This window comes from Anoxybacillus sp. CHMUD, from assembly GCF_013096965.1.
GTDB lineage: Bacteria > Bacillota > Bacilli > Bacillales > Anoxybacillaceae > Anoxybacillus > Anoxybacillus kestanbolensis_A.
Genome location: NZ_SDLG01000112.1, coordinates 1 through 204 on the forward strand (window position 1 = coordinate 1; position 204 = coordinate 204).

General features: G+C 46.6%; 1 rRNA gene. It reads right to left on the minus strand.

Annotation, left to right across the window (positions count from 1 at the left end):
* Positions 1 to 115, minus strand: a 23S ribosomal RNA gene (locus ETB99_RS14855); the annotation flags it as partial.
* Positions 116 to 204 lie beyond the last annotated feature (89 nt).

Below are 204 nucleotides of genomic sequence, written 5' to 3' on the forward strand. Positions count from 1 at the left end.
GGAAATCTCCGGATCAACGCTTACTTACAGCTCCCCGAAGCATATCGGTGTTTGTCCCGTCCTTCATCGGCTCCTAGTGCCAAGGCATCCACCGTGCGCCCTTTCTAACTTAACTAAACACACTTTGTATTGCTTGGCTTTATCGTTTAGCTCCAAACGAGAACCGTTTGTCGCTTTTCTTACTGCCTGTTATCTAGTTTTCAA